This window comes from Geminocystis sp. NIES-3708 (genome assembly GCF_001548095.1).
Lineage (GTDB): Bacteria > Cyanobacteriota > Cyanobacteriia > Cyanobacteriales > Cyanobacteriaceae > Geminocystis.
In genome coordinates, this window is the sequence record NZ_AP014815.1 from 559,945 (window position 1) to 579,542 (window position 19,598).

At 33.5% G+C, this 19,598-nt stretch carries 11 protein-coding genes and 2 pseudogenes; 8 read left to right on the forward strand and 5 right to left on the reverse strand.

Annotated features, from left to right (window positions below; all coding sequences use genetic code 11):
- Positions 1-50: 50 nt before the first annotated feature.
- The 3 genes and pseudogenes from GM3708_RS02360 to GM3708_RS19195 form a co-directional block, all read right to left on the reverse strand.
- Positions 51-6,392 (reverse strand): filamentous hemagglutinin N-terminal domain-containing protein, encoded by a 6,342-nt coding sequence (locus GM3708_RS02360; RefSeq protein WP_066343817.1) that lies wholly within the window; start codon positions 6,390-6,392, stop codon positions 51-53.
- A gap of 115 nt (positions 6,393-6,507) precedes the next feature.
- Entirely contained in the window at positions 6,508-9,069 is a 2,562-nt protein-coding gene (locus tag GM3708_RS02365; protein ID WP_066343818.1) for an Ig-like domain-containing protein, read from the reverse strand.
- Positions 9,070-9,170: 101 nt separating this feature from the next.
- Positions 9,171-9,613: pseudogene (locus tag GM3708_RS19195) on the reverse strand (IS1 family transposase); the annotation flags it as partial.
- A 119-nt stretch (positions 9,614-9,732) separates the two neighbouring features.
- Here GM3708_RS19195 and GM3708_RS17755 point away from each other — a divergent pair.
- The 8 genes and pseudogenes from GM3708_RS17755 to GM3708_RS18810 all read left to right on the forward strand — a co-directional run bounded on the left by GM3708_RS17755 (position 9,733) and on the right by GM3708_RS18810 (position 16,892).
- A pseudogene (locus GM3708_RS17755) lies at positions 9,733-10,374 on the forward strand (IS1 family transposase).
- 141 nt (positions 10,375-10,515) lie between these two features.
- Positions 10,516-11,700, forward strand: coding sequence for a glycosyltransferase (locus GM3708_RS02375; protein ID WP_066343819.1), 1,185 nt, complete (start codon positions 10,516-10,518; stop codon positions 11,698-11,700).
- Between the two features lie 247 nt (positions 11,701-11,947).
- A complete protein-coding gene (locus GM3708_RS02380; RefSeq protein ID WP_066343821.1) occupies positions 11,948-12,865 on the forward strand; it encodes a histone deacetylase in 918 nt (305 codons plus the stop codon).
- Positions 12,866-12,962: 97 nt separating this feature from the next.
- Positions 12,963-13,637: a 7-cyano-7-deazaguanine synthase QueC gene (gene queC, locus GM3708_RS02385; RefSeq protein ID WP_066343823.1), complete on the forward strand. Its 675-nt coding sequence runs from the start codon at positions 12,963-12,965 to the stop codon at positions 13,635-13,637.
- Positions 13,638-13,704: 67 nt separating this feature from the next.
- Positions 13,705-14,154 carry a photosystem II protein PsbQ gene (gene psbQ / locus GM3708_RS02390; protein ID WP_066343824.1) on the forward strand — a complete coding sequence of 150 codons (450 nt, stop codon included), beginning with the start codon at positions 13,705-13,707 and terminating at the stop codon, positions 14,152-14,154.
- 150 nt (positions 14,155-14,304) lie between these two features.
- On the forward strand, positions 14,305-15,264 hold the full coding sequence (locus tag GM3708_RS02395; RefSeq protein WP_066343825.1) for a diguanylate cyclase domain-containing protein: 960 nt from the start codon (positions 14,305-14,307) through the stop codon (positions 15,262-15,264).
- 120 nt (positions 15,265-15,384) lie between these two features.
- On the forward strand, positions 15,385-16,722 hold the full coding sequence (locus tag GM3708_RS02400) for a Mur ligase family protein (RefSeq protein ID WP_066343827.1): 1,338 nt from the start codon (positions 15,385-15,387) through the stop codon (positions 16,720-16,722).
- Positions 16,723-16,727: 5 nt separating this feature from the next.
- Entirely contained in the window at positions 16,728-16,892 is a 165-nt protein-coding gene (locus GM3708_RS18810; protein WP_173644989.1) for a hypothetical protein, read from the forward strand.
- Positions 16,893-17,007: 115 nt separating this feature from the next.
- Here the strand turns inward: GM3708_RS18810 and GM3708_RS18210 are convergent, their stop codons facing one another.
- Positions 17,008-17,958 carry a D-alanyl-D-alanine carboxypeptidase family protein gene (locus GM3708_RS18210; protein WP_082713979.1) on the reverse strand — a complete coding sequence of 317 codons (951 nt, stop codon included), beginning with the start codon at positions 17,956-17,958 and terminating at the stop codon, positions 17,008-17,010.
- Positions 17,959-17,979: 21 nt separating this feature from the next.
- Entirely contained in the window at positions 17,980-19,485 is a 1,506-nt protein-coding gene (locus tag GM3708_RS02410; RefSeq protein ID WP_066343829.1) for a serine/threonine protein kinase, read from the reverse strand.
- Positions 19,486-19,598 lie beyond the last annotated feature (113 nt).

Below are 19,598 nucleotides of genomic sequence, written 5' to 3' on the forward strand. Positions count from 1 at the left end.
TTTTAAATTGTTAAATTTATATCCAGAATTGGGTAAGGGCAATATTAAACCTACTGAGTAACGCAAGAAAAAGAAAGGGAAGGTGGTAAAGTCAATTTTTCACGAGATAGACTAAGATTTGTCGGTTTTTCTTTCGTGTCGAAATCCAAATTTAGCCAAGGAGTAAGGATGATATTTTGATAATTAAAATCATTCGGTTGTGCTGGTAATCCTCCTTTTTTGATAATGTAAAATGAACCTGCTAATTTATTGCCAATGAATTTACAAGCATTCTGATTAATTAAATTCTCTACATCTACAAAGTTTGAATCTAAACTAATTAAACCAGAGGTAGGATCTACGTTGGGGTTACGGATGATAACTTCTCCATCTAATCCTAATTGTGAGGAGGCACTAATGGTAAAAAATTCTCCCCCTAATATTAAATTAGTGGTAATGTCGATATTTCCTCCATCTCCTTCAAAAGCATTGGCAGTTATGGCATTAAAAGGATTGGCAGGAGAAGAAATGATGAAAGGTGCATTGAGAAGAATATTTCCTCCATCTCCTCCTGCTTGGGCTGTACCTGCCGTTGCTGTTATATTACTACTGTTAAATAAAGTTAATAGGTTTTGAATGTTGAGGGTTAAGTTACCGCCATCACTACTGAGGGTTTGAGTTGTTATATCGCCGTTATCGAGGTTAAGGTTATTCGTATTAACTGTTATGTCTCCTCCTTCTCCACTACCTAAACTATTAACGGCAATTTCTCCTTCATTGATAATATTAAGTAAGGGTGCGTTAATGTTAATACTACCTCCATTCCCTGTAGAATTAACTTGGGTATTGGCAAATAAACCGCTATTGTTTCCAGAAATAAAAAGGTTTTCTTTGAGGTTGAGAGTGATATTTCCTGCTTGAAATTGACCATCTGTTTCAGTGTTGATGCGACTACCGTTAGTTAAGGTGACATTATCGGCATTAACTAAAATACTATCAGCATTTCCTTGTCCTAGGGTACTCGCCCTTAATTGAGATTGGTTATCTAGGTTTAATGTTTGAGTATTAACTTTTATTCTGCCTCCTAATCCTACTCCTGTTTTTTCTACGGCGGTGGCAATCTGACTGTTATTATTGAGTTTAACTGTGTCATCAATGATGAGTTGTACAAACCCTCCTTCCCCATTTCCTGCATTACTCGCATTGATTTGGCTGTCATTATCTAAATTTAAACTAGGGGCATTGATAATGATATTACCTCCTTTACCGATACCTCCTTCATTTAAAGCACTGGTAATTTTTGCCTGATTATCTAATGTTAAAGGTGTTTTAGCATTGATAAAAATATTACCTCCTTCACCAATGCCTGAAGTGGAAGCAGTTATTTCTGAATTATTAAGGTTAAAACGGTTACTGCTAATGGTAATATTGGCTGGTTGATTGGCTTCTCCTTTACTTCTTATCTCGGTGGAAATTTGTGTGTTATTCGTCACATTCAAATTATCAGCATTGTCGATGAGGATGCTTCCGGCGTTACCTTTGCCATCGGTGAAGGCGTTAATATTTGTCTGACTGATATTAATTTGATTTCCTGAGAGATTAATATTACCTGCATCTCCTGTGGATTGGGTTGAGGCATTTATTTCTAATCCATTACTGAGATTGATATTTTCACTATTAATCAAGATATTTCCTGCTTTGCCACTACCTAGAGTTTCAACTTTGATTATTCCATCTCCTTGTAGATTAATTATCTTAGGTGCGTTAATGTTAATATTGCCTCCGTTTCCTGAGTTAGTAGTAGAGGCGGAAATTTGCCCTTTATCACCAAAGGTGACGGTTAAATCAGAATTATCATGGGGGTTAATATTTAAGTTACCTGCGTCAGCTACCCCGTCAGTTTCAGCAAAAATTCCTAACTCTCCTTTTATATCAAGAAAATTAGCAAAAATATTGATATTACCAGCATTTCCCGTAGCGTTAATTGTTGTTTTGGCACTTAATTCAGAATTTTCCCCAATAGTTAAAATATCCGTGGTAATGTTAATGTTACCTGCCTCGCCAATACTATCAGTTTGTACATTTAACAAGCTATTATCAGTGATGGTAACGTTGGATTCTGCTAAAATATCAATATTACCAGCTTTTCCTTCTCCTTGAGTAGCGGCGGAAATCTGAGAGTTGTCAGCAATTGTCAATTGAGGAGTGTTAATTAAGATACCTTGAGAGTCACCTATTGCCCCTTGTTTTACTTCAGAGATGATTTGAGCTTGATTTGTCAAAAATATTGATTCTGTGGCATTAAAGATGATTAAACCTGCATTTCCTGCTGATTCCGTCGAGGTGTTGATAGAAACTCCATCGGTAATGGTAATATTTTTGCTGGTGAGGTTGATGTTTCCTGCTTTTCCGTTACCTGATGTTTCTGCTGTAATCGACCCAAGTCCTCGAATATAGATATTTTCAGGGGTATTAATAGTAATACTACCACCGTCACCGCTATTAGTAGTACGAGCAGAAATAAAGCCGTTATCAATAAATTGAATGTTTAAATTGGTATTAAGAGGAAAGGCATCTTGCCCGATAATTTGATAAGGTTGAATAGTTAAATTACCTGCATTGGCTTCGCTATTGGTTTCGGCAAAAATGCCTAATTCTCCAGCAATGTTAAGTTGATTAACATTTAGAGTTATATCACCGGCGATCGCATTTTCTCCCGTAGCAGAGTCAGTACTTTTAGCACTTAATTCCGCATTATTGCCAATGGTAAGGGTTGGTGAGTGAATGGTAATATTTCCTGCTTTACCTTGATTTCTGGTTTCAACAATTAATTTGGTATCGTTATCGAGGATGATACTGTCACGGGTGTTGATATTAATATCACCTGCGTTTCCTTGCCCTTCAGTAAAAGTTTCAATACCTGAGCCTTCAGATATAGTGAGTTTTCCTGTATCTAGGTTAATGTTTCCTGCATTTTTATCGGTAAAAGTGACAGCAAAAATTCCGCCTACTTCTCGATTGACATCTTCATTAAAAGAAGTACCATTAAGGGAAACAGAATCAGTAGCATTAATATTAATATTACCTGCGTTTCCCTGCCCAAAAGTAGAGGCAGAAATCGCCGCACCTTGATTTAATTCTAGGGTTGTGGTTGTAATATTAATCTCATTGCTATTTCCTATGCCTGTTTCATCTACTTCACTAACAACACGACTCACCAAATTATTATTATCCTTGCCTGATAGTAAGACAGAATCGGCTTTGATTTCAATTTTACCTGCATTACCTTTCCCTGAAGTAACGGTAGAAATAGCCCCTCCGTCACTGATATTAAGGGATGAGGTATCAACGGTAATTCCTCCGCTATCACCAATAGCCGTTTCTTCTACTTCACTGGCAATATCACTGCCAAAACCTTGACTATCTTCTCCTTGAATCGTAATAGAGTCGGTAGCCGTAATGGCGATCGCACCTGCTTTCCCTTCTCCTGATAAACTGGCAGAAATTAAACCACCATCATTGATAGTTAAAACTCCCGTATTAATCTTGATTCCTCCGCTATTTCCTTTGCCACCTTCCCCTACTTCACTAGCAATACCACTAATAGAACTTCGGCTATCTTCCCCTAAAATAGTAATTGAGTCGGTAGCTGTAATTTCAATTAATCCGGCATTACCTATTCCGAAAGTATTAGCCGAAATTAATGAACCATCATCGATAATGAGAGAAGATGTGTTAATTTTAATACCTTCACTGTCACCTTGAGCATTTTCTCTGACAGCACTAACAATTGCATTAGTAAAACCGAGACTATTTTCCCCTGACATAGTGAGAGAATCAGTGGCAGTAATATCAATCAATCCTGTATTCCCTAAACTAAAAGTACTAGCGGAAATAACTGCACCATCTTGGAGGGTTAGGGATGAAGTGTTAATTTTGATACCTTCGCTATTGCCTTCGGCGTTTTTTGCTACCTCAGTAGTAATGGCATTAACAAAGCCAGAACTGTTATCTCCTGATAATGTAATACTATCAGTCGCTTTAATGTCAATTAATCCTGCATTGCCGATGCCAAAAGTATTTGCTGAGATTAAACTACCATCATTGAGAGTTAAAGTACCTGTTTCTATGGTGATTTTGCCACTATCTCCTCTCCCTGTTTCGGTAATTTCCGATGCAATCGCACTTAATAAACCGTCACGGATTCCTTTAATATTAACTGAATCTTGGGCATTAATGGTAATTGCACCCGCATTTCCCTGTCCTGATGTTGATGTTAAAATTACTGATGAGTTCTCTAATCTAAGATTATTAGTGTTAATTATAATTTCACCACTATTACCGATTGCTCCTTCATCAACCAGACTTAAAATACGACTATTATCAAGAATTACCAACTGGGCATTATCAATTAAAATACGATTAGCATTGGCATTTTCTCCTGAAGTACTAGCCGTAATAATTCCTTGATTAGACATAAATAGTTGAGGGGTATTAATAAATAATTCCCCAGCATTGCCCCTAATACCTTGAGTCTCAGTAATTAAGGCACTATTAACAGGAATCAAATTAGAACCTATCGTACCACTACCAGAAATATTAATATATTCATTGGCATTAATAGTTAAAGTACCTCCATTTCCTCTTTCTAAAGTGGGAGAATTTTCTTCAACTAATGAACCGGAATTGATTACACCACCATTCAATAAATTTAATTGATTAACATTTAATGTTAACGTACCTCCATTGCCAAGCCCATAGGTATCAGAGGAAATTTTTGCTCCTTTTTCAACGGTTAATTTATTGGTATTGATTAGTAAATTACCACCATTTCCTCCCGGAAGAATCGTCACGTTTCCAGTTTCATCTATCTTAGCAGGTTCAGCAGAGACTGAAATTGAACTTTGTCCACTGGTTGGGGTAGCGATTGAATTAGTAGCACTAACTAAAATCGAATTATCTGCATTTACGGTTAATTCCCCTCCTTGACTACCATTACGAGAAACAACTAATATTTGTGCTCCATCTAAAATATTGAGTTGTTGAGTTGCAATGGTAATATTTCCTGCATCCCCAAAAGCAGAAGGATCATCTGCTGTTTGAGCTAAAATACCTGTTTGTATATCTGAACCTTCTAATGTGATTAATTTCGAGGCTTGAATATTAATATTACCAGATTTTCCTTGCCCAAAAGTAGCTGTATCAATTACTGAGCCATTTTGAATCCTTAACTCGCCAGTTTCAATGAATATATTTCCACTATCTCCATCGGAAAAAGATTGAGAAAATAATCCACCCGGTGCTATACCATCATCATATTCACTAAATCCGCTTAAATTAATGGAATCATAAGCTTTTATGTTAACATCACCACCTAATTCAGTGCCTTCGGTTAGTGAGCCAATTTGCGATCGATTAACATTCAACCGATTTGTGGTAATATTAATGTCTCCTGCTTGATCAACCTCAGCCTCATTATTACTAGATATACCAGTAGATATTCCTGAATCCTCGACATTTACTGAATCCAATGCCATAATTGATATATGCGAACCACTGCCGAAAGTTAATGTATCACTTTGAAGATAGCTTTCTTCGGTAACATTAATATTCTGTCCGTAGATTTCAATATTGCCGCCTGTATCACCAGTCACATTTAAAAATGAGGCTTCCGATATATTAATGTCCCCACCATTTTGGATTTGAGAATAATCTAATACCCAACCTAAATTATCCGTAGCTAGATTAACGATGCTATTTTCTTGTACTGCACCTAATGAGATTCTTCCACTTTCGCTGGTTATTTCACTACCTTTTATTAAAATCTCTCCTCCTACAAGGGCGATAGTTTGAGAAGGTGCAATGGTTAAACTAGCTTCATTAATGATACTTTGGGGAAGACCATTGAATTGTAAACCTACAGGTACACTAATTGTTAAGAGAGGAGGTGTTTGAGGATTTGTAGCGCTAAATTCTGAACCGTCACTCAATAAAATACTACTAGCAGTACTAGCAATAAAAGAACCATTAATATTTAATTGTGCATTAGGACCAAAAAAGATACCATTAGGATTAATAAAAAATAAATTAGCAGAACCTAAAACCCCTAATTCTCCTAAAATTTGTGAACTATTATTACCTGTTATACGAGTAAGAATATTGATTATTCCTGAAGGATTTACAAAATAAGTAGCATTTCCTTCACCGATATTAAAATCTAAAAAACTATGGAATAAATTATTCCCTCTAATTGCTCCACCTTCTATATGTTGTAAAGTTTGCTCTAGTTGATTTATAATAGAACTTTCTTGACCTAAGGTTTGATCAGGTATGATTTGAGCTTTAATATAATTAGGTTTAAATAAAGATAAAATAACTGATATTAGTAATAATTTTTTTTTTGTTATTAACATGAGTAATAGATAATCTTTCGGTATTTAATTTTAGGTTTTAGGTCAATTATTAAACTTAATACTTATCACTTATTACCCTATTCTCAAAGATAATTCTATTTTAATTTAGTTATATTTAAACCCCTACTTCAAAAGCAACACCCTCTTCCACAAATTGAGGAAAATTGGCTATAATGTTGCGACGTTCTTCTTCTCCAACAAACAAATAAGTACCAGGTTGTTGTGTATTTTGAAAACGATAAAAGTCAACTCCCTTATTCGCATTGCCATCATAAGCATAAAAAGCAACACCTTCTTCTCTAAAATTAGGGAAATTTTGACGAATATTTTGACTTTCTTGTTGTCCTGCATATAAATATGTACCGGGTATAGCAGTATTTTGAAAACGATTAAAAACAATTAATTCATCATTAGGCTCACTACTAACATTAAAGGCGAATCCTTCTTCTCGAAATTGAGGAAAATTTTGACGAATACTTTGACTTTCTTGTTCTCCAGCAAATAAGTATGTACCAGGGCGATCGCCATTTTGGAAACGATAGATGGGATCGTTTAAATTATTAATAGGTGGAGTATCAACAGCATTTACTCTAATTGTTACCGTTGCAGGATTAGAAACCACATTAGCATCGGCAGTTTTTCTGGCTATGTAGGTAAAAGTATCTTGTCCACTAAAATTAGAATTTGGTGTATAAGTAAATGAGCCATTGCCATTGAGAGTCACATTACCATTACTAGGCTGAGTTGCGATGACGGCAGTAAGATTAGCAATATCAACTCCTGTATCATTACTTAAGACACCTGCTGGTAAAGTAATATTTAAAACGCTATTTTCATTGACATTAAAATTATCATTATTCGCTACGGGGATTTCAATGGGTGGTGGAGTAACAGAATTTACTTTAATTGTTACCGTTGCAGGATTAGAAACCACATTAGCATCGGCAGTTTTTCTTGCTTTATAGGTAAAAGTATCTTGCCCACTAAAATTAGAATTTGGTGTATAAGTAAATGAGCCATTGCCATTGAGAGTCACATTACCATTACTAGGCTGAGTTGCTATAACGGCGGTGAGATTAGCAATATCAACTCCTGTATCATTACTTAAGACACCTGCTGGTAAAGTAATATTTAAAACACTATTTTCATTGACACTAAAATTATCATTATTCGCTACAGGGATTTCAATGGGTGGTGGAGTAACAGAATTTACTTTAATTGTTACCGTTGCAGTCTTAGAATCTACATTGTTATTGTTAACAATCTTTCTCGCCTTGTAGGTAAAAGTATCTTGCCCACTGAAATTCGGATTCGGTGCATAAGTAAATGAACCATCAGCATTGAGAGAGACAGTACCATTACTACTTTGAGTTTCAATGACAGCAGTGAGACTAGCATTGTCAACGTCTGTATCATTACTTAAAACACCAGGCAAAGCAATACTAAAAATGCTATCTTGAAATACTGTAAAAATATCATTATTTGCTATGGGGATTTCAATGGCATTAACTGTAATTGTTACCGTTGCAGGATTAGAAACCACATTAGCATCGGCAGTTTTTCTGGCTATGTAGGTAAAAGTATCTTGTCCACTAAAATTGGAATTTGGTGTATAAGTAAATGAGCCATTGCCATTGAGAGTCACATTACCATTACTAGGCTGAGTTGCGATGACGGCAGTAAGATTAGTAATATCAATGCCCGTATCATTACTTAAGACACCTGCGGGTAAAGTAATATTTAAAATATTATCTTGATTGACAGTAAAACTATCGTTATTCGCTATGGGGATTTTCAAGGCATTAACTGTAATTGTTACCGTTGCTAGATCAGAATCTACATTTCCTATTCTTTCGTCATTGGGACGTGGATCGAAGTCAGCAGTCTTTCTCGCCTTATAAGTAAAAGTATCTTGCCCACTAAAATTCGGATTCGGTGTATAAGTAAATGAACCATCAGCATTGAGAGCGATAGTACCATTACTAGCTTGATTTTCAATGATAGCAGTGAGATTAGCATTATCAACGTCTGTATCATTACTTAAAACACCAGGCAAATTAATATTTAAAATGCTATCTTCATTGACAGTAAAACTATCATTATTCGCTATAGGGATTTCAACTCCGGGAAAAACAGTAATAAATTGTCCGCTCCAATCATTATGTCTTCCTGCTGTATTCTCTAATCCATCACCGTTATCATCAACATTGTCGATTAAATTAGGAAAATTTTGATTTAAGAAATTCTCCATGGTTAAGTCATAAGTTATATAAGAACCATTATCTGATAGCCCAGATGATATTGCTAAACGATTAATAATATCTTCTAAATTGTTACTGGTGACAGAATTTTTTAATGCTTGAAAATCAGCATCATTCAAAAATTGAAGATTATGTTTGAAAATAGCCTCAATAATTGTGCCTCTATTACCAAAACTAATACTACTCATTCTCAGGGTTAATGATCTATTATTTTCATCAAACTGAATATCTAAATTAGCTGGAATATCTGTGGAAAAAAACGTGCTGGTACTTCCAGAATTAGTTATAGAAAAACCTGAAATAGCGTTACGATAACCAACAGTATCATTAGGATTGAAAGCGGTAGCACCATTTATTTCATAAGAAAATTCTACATTGTTAGCACCAACACCTGAAGATTTAAAACGACGTGGCATAGTTTTTACCTATCTACTCAATGTGCATATATTCTAACCCACATTCAGTAAACTCTATCTTTAAAATTTGTAACGCAAATTAAAAAACGGCATTGGTGATTTTAGGTATGAAGAAGACTAAAAGTAGGTCTCCCTAAAGGACGAAAAGGAATTGGTATATCTTTAAATTTGAGATAGTGAATCAATAGTGAAACAGAATACTTTAAAATCTCCATGGATTTTGAATAACATAAAGTTTTTCGATGTAGTCTAGCAAGATAATGTCTTAATCTCGTATTTTCTCCCTCCACTCTGGTCATGTATGTTTTACAGATGATTTGGTCGCCCTCAGGAATAAAGTTTCCATAGACTTTCCACCCGTCTGTTACATAAAAATAGCAATTCCATTTTTGTACTTATGCTCACAATGGCTCAAAAGTTTCTCCACGGTGATCTTCAATCATCCATTGTAAAATACCTCTTTTAAAATGATCTATTGCTTTTGAGATCCATACTTTATTTTTTTACCTACAAATTTCTTCAGTTCGTCTAATTCTCTGACCTCTAAAATTCTACTGTTAGGTCAATGTGGGTAGTTTATTTACAAAACAATATTTTAATAGTTTTTTAGGCGTTGGTGAATGAGGGTATGATAGAAAGAGGAAAAAAGTGAAGTAAAAAAACATGAAATGTCCAGAATGTGGCTCCAAGAATATCAATAAAAATGGCATAAAAAAAGGAAAACAAAATCATATTTGTGTTCATTGTCGCGGACAATTTATAGCCCCAGAACAACTCAGTGGTAAAGGTTATAGTGATGATCTCAGAAAAGAATGCTTAAAAATGTACGTCAATGGTATGGGTTTCCGAGCTATTGGGAGGATTAAACAGGTGCATCATACAACGATCATCTCTTGGGTTAAAGCAGTGGGTCAAATTTTGCCACAGAGCTATCATCCAGAAACGCTACCAGAAGTTGGAGAATTGGATGAATTGCAAACCTTTGTCGGCTCAAAAAAAAACCAATCTGGCGATGGACAGCGGTAGATCATTTTCACGAGGGTATATTGGAATGGGTCATAGGGGATAGAAGTGCAAAAACATTTAGACCGTTGTGGGAGCAAGTAAAAAAATGGCATTGTTATTTTTATGTAACAGATAGTTGGAAAGTATCTCCACAGTTTATTACTTAGCTCGATCTTACTCATTATCACTAAAACATATATGACAACAGTGGAGAGGGAAAATACAAGATTAAGGCATTACTTAGTAAAACTACACCGAAAAACTTTGTGTTATTCAAAATCAGTCAAAATGTTGATGTAGTCTGTCAGTTTGCTTATTGATTATCTTTGTTGGAAAGATGTACCAGTTCGTTCCATAGCGTTAATAGCTGAATTCACCAACGCCATAGCTAAAAAATTATGTCAAAATAACTGAGAAAATTGATAGAAATTTTGATATTTTATGAAAATTTTAGTTGTTATACCTTCTGTGGGATCAGTTTATGGTGGTCCATCAAAAAGTGTAGTAGAATTGACCAAAGCAATTGGAATACAAGGGATAGAAGTAGATATTGTCACCACCACAGCGAATGGGGATCATCAATTAGATGTACCTTTATTAACTTGGATTAGAGAAAATGAGTATCGTATTCAATATTTTCCCTATATTAGTCAAGGAGATTATAAATTTAGTTTTAAATTAACTAAATGGTTATATGCTCATGTCAAAGATTATAATTTAGTCCACACCAATGCTATTTTTTCTTTGACAAATATTCCCGCTTATTGGGCTTGTCAAAAATATAACATTCCTTACTTAATTACTCCTCGTGGAATGTTACAATCTTGGGCATTATCTTATAAAGCAGGAAAGAAAAAAATTTACTATTCTTTACTAGAAAAACCTGCAATTAATCGCTCAAATGGTATTCAAATATTAGCAACGGCAGAAAAAGATGAAGTTCAAGCTCTTAATTTAAAACCACCTTTATTTATCATTCCCAACGGTGTTAACAAAGAAAATTTTGAAAATTTACCTTCTTCATCTTTATTTTTAGAGCAATTTCCTGAAGCAAAAAACAAGCAATTAATTTTATTTTTAGGTAGAATCGATCCCAAAAAAGGTTTAGATTTATTAGCACCAGCGTTTGCAAATGTTCATCAAAAATTTTCTAATATTCATTTAATTATCGCAGGTCCTGACAATGTTGGTTATTTAACTACTGCAAAAAAATATTTTCAGGATTTAGACTGTTTATCGGCGGTAACATTTACAGGAATTTTAACAGGAGAAATAAAATATTCAGCTTTATCGGCGGCTAATATTTATGTTGCCCCTTCTTATTCCGAAGGTTTTAGTATGTCGATTCTTGAAGGCATGGCTTCAGGTTTACCTTGTATTTTTACCACTGGTTGTAATTTTCCAGAAGCTGGAGAAGCAAACGCCGCTTATGTTGTTGATATAAATTCGGGAAGTATCGAAAAAGCCTTAATCACTTGTTTAGAAAATCCAGAAGAAGCAAAAAAAATGGGAGATCGAGCTAAAGAATTTATATTTGATAACTATACATGGGATAAAATAGCCAAAAAATTAATTAAAGTGTATCAAAAAATAATTAATGAAAGATATACAAAAAAGATGAGTTAATAGTAAAGTGTATCGTCTTATTCTTTATTATCTATGAATGGGGCGTTATTTTTTTGTTAAGATTTTTTCAGAAAGAGAATCGACGACTGACCTTGTTTCGTCTCGACTCTCTTGCTGGTTCACTCCCCCACACAAACTTAATATATACTATGTTTTTGATTTTGTCAAGATGCTGTGGCTGAGAATTAAAGAATTAAAGACTAAAAATGTTAACATTAGATGGTAATTAAGGGTTTTTCTGGCAATAATGTTAAAAATTATTTTTTCAGAGCAGTTTTTAGATCACAAAACAGGTAAATATCACCCAGAATCACCCCAAAGATTAACGGCTATTCGTGCCAATTTGACGGGAAAATCTTGGGAAAATAAGTTGTTATGGATAGAACCTACTCCTGTAAATGAAAGTACTGCACTTGAATGGGTGTCAAAAATCCATGATATTAACTATATTGAACGCATTAAAACCATAGCGCAACGAGGAGGCGGAAAGTTAGATCAGGATACTCCCGTATCCGCAAAAAGTTATGAAGTGGCTTTATTGGCAATTAGCGGTTGGTTAGATGGTGTTAATCACGTTGTCAGTCATAATCAACCCTGTTTTATTTTAGCTCGTCCTCCGGGGCATCACGCTACGGCTAATACAGGCATGGGCTTTTGTCTATTTTCTAATGCTGCTATTGCCGCTAATTATGCTTTAAGTCAACAGGGAATTGAAAAAGTGGCTATTTTAGATTGGGATGTCCATCATGGTAATGGCACAGAGGATATTATTGCTAATAATCCTAATATTATTTATTGTTCCTTACATCAATATCCTTGTTATCCTTTCACAGGAAAAAAAAGTGATCGAGGTTTATATGATAATGTACTAAATATACCCCTTTTAGAGGGAAGTACGATCAAAGAGTATGAATTATATTTTCAAGATCAAGTAATCCCTTTTATCAGTCAATTTGCCCCGGATTTATTAATTATTAGTGCTGGATATGATGCTAATCATCAAGATCCATTAGCTGGAGTTTCTTTATTTCCTCAAGACTACTACACTTTAACAAAATATTGCTTAAAAATTACGAAAAATATTGTTTTTGGATTAGAAGGAGGCTATCATTTAGATGCCTTAGCTCAATCTGTTGAACAAACTATTCTTGCCTGTTTCAATTAGGTTTTAAGCCCAAAATTCTGGATAAATAAGTTAAAAGTAATTAATTTCATTATCAAAAAGTAAATAAGTTAAAAATTTATATCGTATTTGATTCATCATGTCTCAAAAAAAAGCCATTGTCTTATTCTCAGGAGGTTTAGATTCCGCTACCAGTGCTGCCATAGCCATTCAAGCAGGATATGATACTATCGCTTTATCTTTTCGTTATGGACAAAAACACGCTAGAGAGCTAGAAATTGCTCACAAATTAGCACCAAAATTAGGCATAAAAGAACATTATATTATCGATGTGAACCTCTCATTATGGGGCGGTTCATCTTTAACTGATGAAAAAATGAATATTCCTGAAGATGGGGTAAAGCCTGATGAGATTCCCTCTACTTATGTACCAGGTAGAAATACAGTTTTTGTGGCGATCGCTCTTTCTTTAGCCGAAGCCAAAGAAGCAGAAGCAATTTATTTAGGTATCAATGCTGTGGATTATTCGGGGTATCCTGATTGTCGTCCTGAATATTTAAAAACTTTTCAAGAATTAGCTAATTTATCTTCAAAAGTAGGTGTTGAAGGCAAACCACCTCAATTAATTGCTCCTTTAATCCACTTATCAAAAGAAGACATCGTCAAAAAAGCTATTACTTTAAATGTACCAATACAAGAAACATGGTCATGCTATCAAGGAGGACAAAAGCCTTGTGGTGTTTGTGATTCTTGTCGTATTCGCAATGAAGCATTGATTAAAGCTGGTTATGCTCATTTAGCACAGTTTAATTGACAAGGGATAATGGACGATAGACAATAGACTATAAACAATTCAAAAAATAACATCAAAATATAAGATTATGAGATTATTTCGTCCCATTCTCTCTTTAGTATTGGTTTTAGTAACAACCTTGTTAGTTAGTTGTAGTAGTCCTACTCAAGCAAAAATTCCTACTGTTTACAGTCCTGAAAAAGTAGCACAACTACAATCTTATCGTGAGCCTATTGCTTTAGCACGAGAAAATATGGCTACTCTGAAACAATTTATTGATGCTGAAAATTGGGTAAATACAAGAACTTTCATTCATGGTCCACTAGGTGGATTACGTCAAGAAATGGCAGCGGCTTCGAGAAAATTGTTATTAAAAGATCAAAAAACCGCTCAAAATTTAGCAAAAGAATTATTTGTACATTTTGAAAAAATTGATGCGGCGGCTAAAGATCGTAATGTGTCTTTAGTAAACGAGCAATATGCTGAAGCTATTAAAGATTTTGATGCTTATTTAAGTTTAATTCCTACCAATAGCTAATGATTAATTAACAATGTACAATTAACAATTAACAATTAACATACTTATTATTGCAAAAATAAGTATTTTTTAGTCATTTTGCCTAAAATTTGAAAAAGCTAATCAGTGAATTCTAACATATATATTTGATGAAAAATAGGTTATTTTCTTATGAATATTACTGAGTCTTTTTTTTTATCAGTTAATTATGCAATATTTTGTCCAAAAGTTTTAACCTATATTAAAAATTATTTAAAATGTGAACAGGTTTTTATTTCTCAGTTAAATTCAGCAGGAGAACAAGATAAGATTATTGACAATGAGGGAAATATATGTCAAGTATCTCCTCATAATTTTGCTGATAATTATCAACTTGAACAAAAAATAATATCTTATGTCTGTCAAGAATCTGTTAATTATTATACCCATCAAAGTTCTCTGGACTTTGACGTAGAAACAGAGCCTTTAAAAAGAGCAGAGTTGGCAATTCCTATTATTATTAAAACTTCTGAAATAGTTGAAATTAGTAATATAAAATTTTGGGGAATTTTGTTCATTTATGATTATAACTATTTAAGGGAATGGCAATCAGAAGAAATTAAAGTCATTGAGGATATTATTAATCAATTAGTTGTCGCTATCGAAAGATATATAGTCTATGATCAATACAAAATATTCAGGGAAGAATTAAGAAATTGTCAAGTATTAGATGATGTAACAGGATTAGCAAAATATTCTTCATTTCTCGATTGTTTGGACTATGAATGGCGTAGATTAGCTCGTGAAAAACAACCCCTTTCTCTAATTTTAATAGCAATCAATTTTGACGAAGATTTAACTAATCATAAAATAATTGAACTAGCAAATATTCTTCAAGAAGAAATTAAACGCCCCACAGATTTAGCCGCTCATTATCAAGAGAATTATTTAATCATTATGTTACCAAATACCGATAATAATGGTGCTTTATGGGTAAATCAAAAAATTTTTACGAGAGTTTCTAAAGAAATAAAAAATCGTTATGATTGCGAGTATAAATATAGTATTATTACTAAAATTCCTCAAGTAAATGATGATTATTCTGATTTACTTACTACTATGGAAAAAATGTTAATTAGTGATGAAAAATAAAAATTTTTATTGCTAATTTTCATTAATAATTAATAAATTTAATGAATAGATTAAGATATAGTATAAGATAAAAATAAGTCATTATTTATTATTCAAAATAATTTAAAAAATAAAACTAATATGAACATATTTGATCGAATACGTTTAGGTTTAGCTGTGGCTATAGCAAAAATAATTACAGGTGTTGTTAAAACATTCAAATTAGGAGCCGCTAGTGTTTTACCCGGAGAAATTGCAGGACGTTTACATCCTCAATTATTACGTCTTTTATCTCAACAATTAACTAAAGGTTTAATCTTAGTAGTTGGTACAAATGGCAAAACAACGACCTCTTTATTATTAAAAGATATTTTGGTTAATAATGGTTATAAAATTATTCACAATTCGGCAGGTGCAAACCTAATTAATGGCTTAGTTACTTGTTTGATAATGAATAGTAATTTATGGGGAAAATTAACCGCAGATTATGCCATTTTAGAAGTAGATGAAAACGTTTTACCTTTAGCTTTAAAACAATGTAATCCTACCCATATTTTAGCCTTAAATTTATTCCGAGATCAACTTGATCGTTACGGGGAAGTTGACACTATTAGTTATCGTTGGCAAAATGCCATTGAGCCTTTAAGTAAAGATACATTTATTATCGTTAATGGTGATGATCCAACTTTATGTTATTTAGGTCAAAATTTATCACAAAAAGTGTTATTTTTCGGTTTAAATGAACCAGAATTATACTTAGAAGAAATACCCCATGCTGTAGATTCTATTTACTGTCCAAAATGTGGCACTTCTCTAATTTATGAAGGAGTTTATTTATCCCATTTGGGTGATTATGACTGTCCAAATTGCGATTTTACTAAAAGTAAATTATCAGTAAATAGTGGGGACTGGCAACAAATTTTAATCGGGGTTTATAATAAATATAATACCCTAGCCGCAGGATTAGTAGCGGAAACTATCGGAGTCGAAAAAAAGATTATTAACGATACTATCACCAACTTTAAAGCGGCTTTTGGTAGGGCAGAAGAATTAACTATTAATAATAAAAAAATTCGTATTTTGCTCTCTAAAAATCCTGTGGGTATGAATGAGACAATTAGGGCAGTAAATGACATTAAAAAAATCAATTTATCTAGCACTATTTTAATGGTTTTAAATGATCGCATTCCTGATGGTACAGATGTTTCTTGGATTTGGGATGTAGATACAGAAAAATTAGTAGAAACGGGAGGTAATATAGTAGTTAGTGGCGATCGAGTTTATGACATGGCATTGAGGTTAAAATATAGTCTTGATACCCTTGAATCTGACATGAATTTAGTAGTAAAAGAAAACCTTGCTGAAGCTGTCAATAAAGCCTTAGATTTAACACCAGTTAACGAAACTTTATATATTATTCCCACTTATTCGGCAATGTTAGAAGTCAGAAAATTATTGTTAGGTAGAGAAATTTTATAAAAAATATGACTAACTCAATTAACAGCGATAAAAACTCGAAAAAAATTTTTATGAATCATAAATCTGATGCCCAAATCAAAGATGAATTAATACTTTGTCAACACTGCTTACGCACGGCTAATAATGGCATAAAATGTAAAGGTATTTGTGTGGCTGACAGTGATTATTGACATCCAAAAATATTTATATTTAAAGAAATTGCTCGTTCAATTTTTCAGAACAAAAATTTAGTGATTCTCGATAGTAAATTTTGGTTATTAATTGACATAATTAGAAAATTATTTATTATTTATTCACATATAGTAAATTTCTAGGCATAGCAAAAATAGAATTAGCTTGATTGGATGCCACATAACGCCAATGCCAAGGCTCAAAACTCACCCCTTGTATATTATTTTTAGGAAAAGACAACTCAAAACCGTATCTATGAGCATTGTTTGTTAACCAAGAATAAGCCTGACTAGACTCAAATTGAAATTTTAAATCAAGAGAGGGTTGTTTTCCATCACCAATATCTAACGCATATCCTGTATGATGTTCACTATGTCCGGGAGGTGCGCTTAACTTTGAGGCGGCTTCTTTACTACCTCGTTTTTGAATTTGTTTTTGAAATAGTTTTGTTTGATCAGATATAGAACGAAAACCTGAAATTAAGACTAATTCTACTCCTTGTACTTTAGCATCTGCTCTCATACGGTTAAAAGCATTCCCCGCTTCTTGGTGTAAAAATTCTGTACGATTATAATAATTTCCCATATTAACTAAACTTTGTCGAGGTGTTTCTGCAAATGGAAAATGACCAAAATAAGTATTAGATAAAAGAGAATTAATGGTAGGAATTTGTGATTGTGCAATGGTAGGAGATGATTGATTTGTGATTATTTCAGGCGGTTTATTCTCAATTTTTGGTTGTTGATAAATAGGAGAGGTTTTGACTGTTTCAGTCTTTTTTTGAGATTCGATGGCAGGGGGAATTGTAGGAGATTCAGTGGTTTGAGATTGATTATTCAGTTGTGTAGGTAATGAGGGAATTTCAGGGGATTTATTTTCAATAGTGGGGAAATTTTCTAGAGGACTTTTGACAGAAGAATTTAATTCTTTATCTTTAATGGAAGATGAGGAAGACTCAGAAGATTGAGGAATATACCACCAACCGAAAATGCCACCTAAAATAACTGAAGCGAGAAAAAAGTTAAGTATTTGAAAATTAGATAACAACGATTTGATGATTTTCATGATATTTTCGGAATTTTAAACCTAAAAATTAATTAATTGTGCCGCAATCCAACCTGTTGTACCTGACGGGGAATGATATACTTTATACCATCGATAACCGCCTTGATCATAACCAGTCTCTAATATCTCTATTGTTTCTCCTGTATAGCCTTGTCCTACAACAGAATAACTTGTACCTGGTCCTGAGCGAATATTTTTACTTCCTGATTTACCTCCAATACTGGCATAAGAGTTACTACTTGAATTATTTACAGATGGATTAACCACAATAGTTCTAGTTTTAGGTTGATTATTTGCTCTAACTTCCGCTTGTCTTCGTAATTCTTCAGCTTTAACCCTTGCTTGTTCAGCTTCTAACCTCATTTTCTCTGATTCTTGTCGTTTAGCTTCTTCTTGCTCTCGTTTTTGTTTCTCTTCTAAAACTTTTGCTTCCGCTTCCTCTTTTTCTCGCTCAACTTCTTCTAATTTTGCTAGAGTTTGAGCCCTTTGTTGAGTAATAATAAATCCTCCTGATACCCCTAAAGCAACTAATATACCAGTAATTAAAAGGGGAATAAGATTATTTTTTTGCGGATTATTGACAGAATTTTGATGAATATTACTAACAGGATTATTCCATTCAGAATTGGGAATTAAAATCGTTGCTGGTGAATTAGAAGTAACATTTTTTGATAAATCAATTGTATTAACAGAAGGCACAACCGCCATTGTTTCCATTTCGCTGTTATGTAGAGCTTGATACATAGCTTGAGCAGTAAGATAACGGTTACTTATGTCCATTTTTGTCGCTTTTTCTAAAACTATTTTTAAATTCGGCGATAAATTCGGGATTAAACTTTGCCAATCTAATTCCCCCGTCATTTGATTACTAAGTATTTCAATAGGATATTTGCCCGTTAAACTATAAATCATCGTCAAAGCTAAGGCATATAAATCACTGCTAAAAACCGTACGCCCTAAACTTTGCTCAGGGGGTATAAAGCCTCTCGTACCAACAATTACAGAACTTACTGTTGAGCCACTACTTAAACTTACTGCTCCCATACTTTCTTTGACTGCACCAAAATCGATTAAAACAGGTAATCTGTCGGAGTCTCGAATAATAATATTTTCAGGTTTAATATCTCGGTGAATGATGTTATTTCCGTGAACATATTTGAGAGTATTAAGTAATGATGATAAAATTGATTCACATTGAGCGGTATTTATTACTCCTAATTCGGCTAAACTTTTTCCCTTGATATATTCCTGTATGAGATAAAATTGCTGATCTTCAGTAAAATAAGCATATAAAGTGGGAATTTGTGAGCTATTTTGGCCTAATTCTTCTAATACTTTCGCTTCTTTTTCAAATAAACCTTGAATTAATGTCATAGAGACATGATTATCGTTGATAGGTTTAAGGCGTTTAACCACCACCTTTTTTCCTGAAGGCATTTGAGTATCTTTGGCTAAAAAAGTTTCACCGAAGCCACCGCTACCAAGACTTTGTATAATTTCATATCTACCGACGATAGTTTGAATCATAAATTATCTCATCAAAAATTTAAACTCTATCTATTCATCAGTTTCATTTCCTCAAATTATGCGCATTTATCAAAAAAAATTTAAAACAAAGTCAATTAAGTGAGTGAGTAAAA

Coding starts and splice junctions, on each gene's coding strand:
- GM3708_RS02395 (WP_066343825.1), top strand. CDS start 14,305: ATGAATATTACTGAGTCTTTTTTTTTATCAGTTAATTATGCAATATTT.
- GM3708_RS18210 (WP_082713979.1), bottom strand. CDS start 17,958: ATGAAAATCATCAAATCGTTGTTATCTAATTTTCAAATACTTAACTTT.
- GM3708_RS18810 (WP_173644989.1), top strand. CDS start 16,728: ATGACTAACTCAATTAACAGCGATAAAAACTCGAAAAAAATTTTTATG.
- GM3708_RS02365 (WP_066343818.1), bottom strand. CDS start 9,069: ATGCCACGTCGTTTTAAATCTTCAGGTGTTGGTGCTAACAATGTAGAA.
- GM3708_RS02410 (WP_066343829.1), bottom strand. CDS start 19,485: ATGATTCAAACTATCGTCGGTAGATATGAAATTATACAAAGTCTTGGT.
- GM3708_RS02360 (WP_066343817.1), bottom strand. CDS start 6,392: ATGTTAATAACAAAAAAAAAATTATTACTAATATCAGTTATTTTATCT.
- queC (WP_066343823.1), top strand. CDS start 12,963: ATGTCTCAAAAAAAAGCCATTGTCTTATTCTCAGGAGGTTTAGATTCC.
- GM3708_RS02375 (WP_066343819.1), top strand. CDS start 10,516: ATGAAAATTTTAGTTGTTATACCTTCTGTGGGATCAGTTTATGGTGGT.
- GM3708_RS02380 (WP_066343821.1), top strand. CDS start 11,948: ATGTTAAAAATTATTTTTTCAGAGCAGTTTTTAGATCACAAAACAGGT.
- GM3708_RS02400 (WP_066343827.1), top strand. CDS start 15,385: ATGAACATATTTGATCGAATACGTTTAGGTTTAGCTGTGGCTATAGCA.
- psbQ (WP_066343824.1), top strand. CDS start 13,705: ATGAGATTATTTCGTCCCATTCTCTCTTTAGTATTGGTTTTAGTAACA.